This window comes from Sulfuricaulis sp. (assembly GCF_040901545.1).
In the GTDB taxonomy this organism is placed as follows: domain Bacteria; phylum Pseudomonadota; class Gammaproteobacteria; order Acidiferrobacterales; family Sulfurifustaceae; genus Sulfuricaulis.
Genome location: NZ_JBBDYL010000032.1, coordinates 1 through 4,424, shown reverse-complemented (window position 1 = coordinate 4,424; position 4,424 = coordinate 1). Strand labels below are relative to the sequence as shown.

Below are 4,424 nucleotides of genomic sequence, written 5' to 3'. Positions count from 1 at the left end.
TGCGCTTCGGCATCGGCATGAACACCGACCACACGCTGGAAGAAGTCGGCCAGCAATTCTCGGTCACCCGCGAACGCATCCGCCAAATCGAAGCGAAGGCGCTCCGGAAATTGAAGCATCCGAGCCGGTCACGGAAGCTGCGGAGTTTCCTGGACAACTAGGCAAAAGCATTGCGTTGTTCTTGTTTTGTTCCTATGATGTGAACGAATGTACGACGCACGAGCCCTTGCCAATTTCTTCTTGGACCGCGCCGAGCGGGCTGGGATTGGCTTGACGACAATGACCTTGCTTAAGGTCCTATACTTTGCTCATGCGTGGTACTTGGCCAAGCAAGGCGAGCCCCTGGTCGCGCAACCCTTTGAGGCGTGGAAGCACGGACCAGTAAACCGGGTAGTATACGACCAGTTTAAGCATCATAAGAAAAGACCTATTGAAGGAAGGGCTGTCTCTTTCGATCCAAGATCTATGAGATATGCTCAGACTACAGTAATTTTTGATAAAGATACATCATTATTCTTGCAGAACATTTTCGATTACTACTCCTCGTTTCATCCGTTTGCCCTGTCTGACCTGACTCATGAGAGGGGCGGGCCTTGGGATGCTGTGTGGTCAGAGGCCGGGGAAAGAGCGGTCCCCGGCATGATTATCCCCAACGATCTCATCGAGGCTTGGTTCAAAGCCAATCGAGCGCTATACTGGACAGATCGTGAACGGAATCAACCTACATGAGCATTGACCTTCCCACACCCCCCGTCCCGGACTTAGCCCGAGCCAAGGGCGAGACGCTAGACGAAGTCATTGATTGGTTTGTTGATTTTTACAATCAGCACGGTGCGCCGTTTAATTACCGCCGAGCAACACGAGCGACGCGAGCAGGGTATCGGGGCCTCCATGAGATTCGCGCACTTGTGGCTGGCTGCCTGGCGGAAAAGACGGCGATCGGACGGACGGCGAACACAGATGTAGTAAATCTTGCGGCCCCGCTTGCCTTTGGTCGGCGAACCCAAGTTTTTGATCTGTCGCCACGGCGATTCTCTTTTGGTCGAAGCCAAAGGTCAGCCTACCGGGTTCCGTTTTTCTTCGTTGAGAATGAGATAATCAAGCTGTATTTCTTGCAGCCTCGGAAGGCCGCAGGATTGACCTTTGACGAGCTCTGTATGGTGGCTACAATCGTCAAGAGATATTTGCTGGATGTTGAGTTTTACGGCGAACGTTGTGACATTGAGTTCGTGGACGTTGGAGTGCCGCTTGGTGCAGCGAATCGCGCTGTGCGGCGTTACTCGCTCGCGACGATGCCGTTGTGGTCCGAGCGAAGGTTGGCAGATCGGCTAACACTCATTGCTGAGGCTCTGGAGATGGTGGCCCGTGCCGATCGGGTCGAGCGCCGTCCTCGCCTCAGGGCCAGACCCGAGCCTGACATGCCACTGTTTGATTAAGAGAAATGGGGTAGTGAAGGCGGCGCGAGTCAGATAGTTGCGCGGAGCTAGTTCTTCAACAGACGATCTAGGTGGAGCCAATGGATCCCAAAAGACTCGCCTTAAAACTCGTATTGGACACGTTAGGAGTCGATCCGAGCATTGAGACGATCGATGACAGGAAGCGCGTTCAGAAGGCCGTATACTTAGGTCAATTATCTGGAGTGGATCTGGGGTATCGATTCAGTTGGTACGTGATGGGGCCATATTGCCCAGCGCTGACACGCGATTATTATACACTTGCCGAAGAGCTAACTCTGGACGAGGGCGCCGAGGCGGCAACGCTTCGCCCCGCTGTCGTAGAGCGGCTTGAGGACATTCGGCCGCTCCTGAGCCCGGCCGAAGCGTCCAATTTGAGCCAGGAAAATTGGCTCGAACTGTTGGCTTCCTATCACTATCTTCGGTCTGTTAGCGGTCAGTCCGATGTGGCGGCTGCGGAGACGCTTACTGCGAAGAAGCCCCATATTAGCCACGAGGCACCGTTGGCGCGAGCGGCTCTTGAGGCCGCGGGCCTTATCGCCTAAAAGTTGTGAGTGGATCAAAGATTCAGCAGGAAGCGGATCGCTGACGCGGTCCATGGTACGATAGGCTTGAGTGACCTCGAAGCTCAGGTCATTAGTAGTCGTGCATATCAAAGGCTCAGGAACATAAAGCAACTGGGCCTAGCACACCTAGTGTTTCCCGGAGTCGACTACTCGCGATTTTCTCATTCGATTGGAGTATGTCACGTTACTGGGCAAATATTAGGTGCCCTGACCACCAATATATCAAACCTCAGTATTGATGCAGACGAGCTTCAGCTTTATCGGCTTGCAGGCTTGCTGCACGACATCGGGCACTATCCCTTCTCTCATGCAATGGAGGAGGCGATCTCCAATTATTACGCGGAGAAGCTCCTAGCCCCAAAGACAGGTATGCCCGAGGAGCACGTTCCAGGGGGAAAGCAGTATCTTGGGCACGAGGAGGTGGGCAAAGAAATACTGGATTCGGACAACGAGATTCATCAGATACTTCGGAAAGCTGGGGTCGATCCAAGAGATGTCTATTCTATCTTTCTGAGGGAGAAGCCGCCGAGATTTGCAAATTTAGTCAGCTCAGACTTGGACGCTGATCGAATAGACTATTTGCTGAGGACGGCTCATCACACAGGTATACCTTACGGCTCAGTGGACCTGCCCTATCTACTGAGCCAGATGCGCTTGGACGCTGATGATCGGATTTGCCTAACTGAGAAGGCACTGGGTGCGGCAGACCACTTTCTGCTCGGGCGCTATTTTGATTATTCGAGCGTTGCTTTTCATAAGACGGTGGCGGCACTGGAGTTGGTTCTCAAGGATGTCATGGCTGGGCTGCTGAAACATGGCATCCTAGCTTGCTCCGCCTCCGATATTATCCAAAGAATAAAGGCGGCTGAATGGAGCGTGTTTGATGATTATAGTGTTTATCGGTCAATCATTGATTTGAGTGAGAATAAAGCAAGCGACCCTGTTTTAACGGCCAAAGCTCGATCGATCGTGTTGAGGAACCCACCGAGATTAGTGTGGCAACGCGAATATTTGGCACGACGCGAGAAGGATAAACATAAGACTCTTGGGGCGATGCGAAAGCTTATTCTCAGCAGAATAAAGGATTGGTCAGAGCGGTTCAGTATTCCAGCAGAGTACTGGTACGTTTGGGATCGATCAGGCGATACCCTCACAAAGATTGGGTCCCGAGTCCCGGTCTCGGCACTCGTTGGTGGCGATGGGAAGGAACGGGACCGATATGAGCAGGCCATAAGGATCTTGGAGCGAGACGGTTCGACGTCCACAGAGATAATGTCCTGCGACCAGTCATTGATGAGCGTCTTGGCGGACCAAGCCTTGTACTCCCTTCGGGTGTATCTGCTCTTCACTGATGCACCGACGATGGAAAGGCGGAAAGAGATCGAGGCCGTCGTGGCCGCTGACCTTCCTTGAACACGCTTGGAGACTGCCTTTCCTCCACATCCTGCATTGCCCCTGCCGACCTGCGTCACCCGCTATCCCCGCCCCACCCCACCTAACCCATTGAATCTCCTCAGCCCGAAAAGAAGTTATCCCCGGTCCCCATAACCGGGCGCATAATCGTCGCGATCCTGCTCATCCAAGGGGCGCGCTCGCGAGGCGTCGCCGGTTGCGGAGCGGGGTTGTGGCGCCTGCGGTGCTCCCGAAAGGGGGCCGGCGGCGAGGATAAAACCCCTCCGGGGCAAACCTCGCCGGCGGACAGGGACGACGGTCCCGACACACCCCGGGAGGCCTCTGTCGAATCCGCCCCCCGGCAATACGACCGGGTGCCAGGAGCTGGCCATAAGGGCGGGGCCGCGGCCGGTGGGTTAACCGCCGGCAGCCGGCGGGATTTCGGGCGTGATGAGCGCCCGGGCCCGTGGGCGCGGCCTCGTTCCGGAGCGCGGTGACGGAGGCCTGAAAAATCGCCACGGCGGGTGCTCGATCGAGCGCCCCTTACGGACTACCCGGCCCGCGTTCGAACGAGCGCCCGCCATCCCCTTGGAATTTCCAGGGGACGAAACGAGGGGCAGGAAGGAGACGATAGCCCGGAGCGGATTCCGCCCGCGGGAATGAGAACGTGCGCGTGAATGAAGGTGACGGTGGCATCCCCTCGGTCTGAACCTCCCCCTTGAGGGGAGGTCGAAATCGGCAAGCGAAGCGCAGACGATTTCGGGAGGGGGTGAGGGTCGTCGACGCACATACCCCCTCCCGAAAGTGCCTCATTGCCATTCGGCACTTTCGACCTCCCCTCAAGGGGGAGGTTCAAGCGAGGGGATGCGGGCGCCGCAAATGCTCGCGCCGCGAACCGCCTACCCAAGATCGATGTCGGTGACGTCGTCGTCCTTCGAGCCGAGTTTGCGGATCTCTTCCGCCGCGGTGCGGAGCGCGCGGGCGAGGCGGCGCTGGTCGGCTTCCGAGGCGC

Annotated in this window: 5 protein-coding genes; all 5 read left to right on the top strand. The window is 56.3% G+C overall.

Annotated elements, in window-relative coordinates; genetic code table 11:
- Positions 1 to 161: sigma factor-like helix-turn-helix DNA-binding protein (locus WD823_RS05870; RefSeq protein WP_368428551.1), on the top strand; the 161-nt coding region annotated here is incomplete at its 5' end.
- A 46-nt stretch (positions 162 to 207) separates the two neighbouring features.
- A complete protein-coding gene (locus tag WD823_RS05865; protein ID WP_368428550.1) occupies positions 208 to 729 on the top strand; it encodes a Panacea domain-containing protein in 522 nt (173 codons plus the stop codon).
- Entirely contained in the window at positions 726 to 1,436 is a 711-nt protein-coding gene (locus tag WD823_RS05860) for a hypothetical protein (RefSeq protein WP_368428549.1), read from the top strand. The genes WD823_RS05865 and WD823_RS05860 overlap by 4 nt, the downstream gene beginning before the upstream one ends.
- Before the next feature lie 80 nt (positions 1,437 to 1,516).
- Positions 1,517 to 1,999 carry a hypothetical protein gene (locus WD823_RS05855; protein WP_368428548.1) on the top strand — a complete coding sequence of 161 codons (483 nt, stop codon included), beginning with the start codon at positions 1,517 to 1,519 and terminating at the stop codon, positions 1,997 to 1,999.
- A gap of 66 nt (positions 2,000 to 2,065) precedes the next feature.
- The gene (locus WD823_RS05850; RefSeq protein WP_368428547.1) at positions 2,066 to 3,433 is read left to right on the top strand and encodes an HD domain-containing protein; all 1,368 of its coding nucleotides are present in this window, start codon (positions 2,066 to 2,068) and stop codon (positions 3,431 to 3,433) included.
- Positions 3,434 to 4,424: the final 991 nt, after the last annotated feature.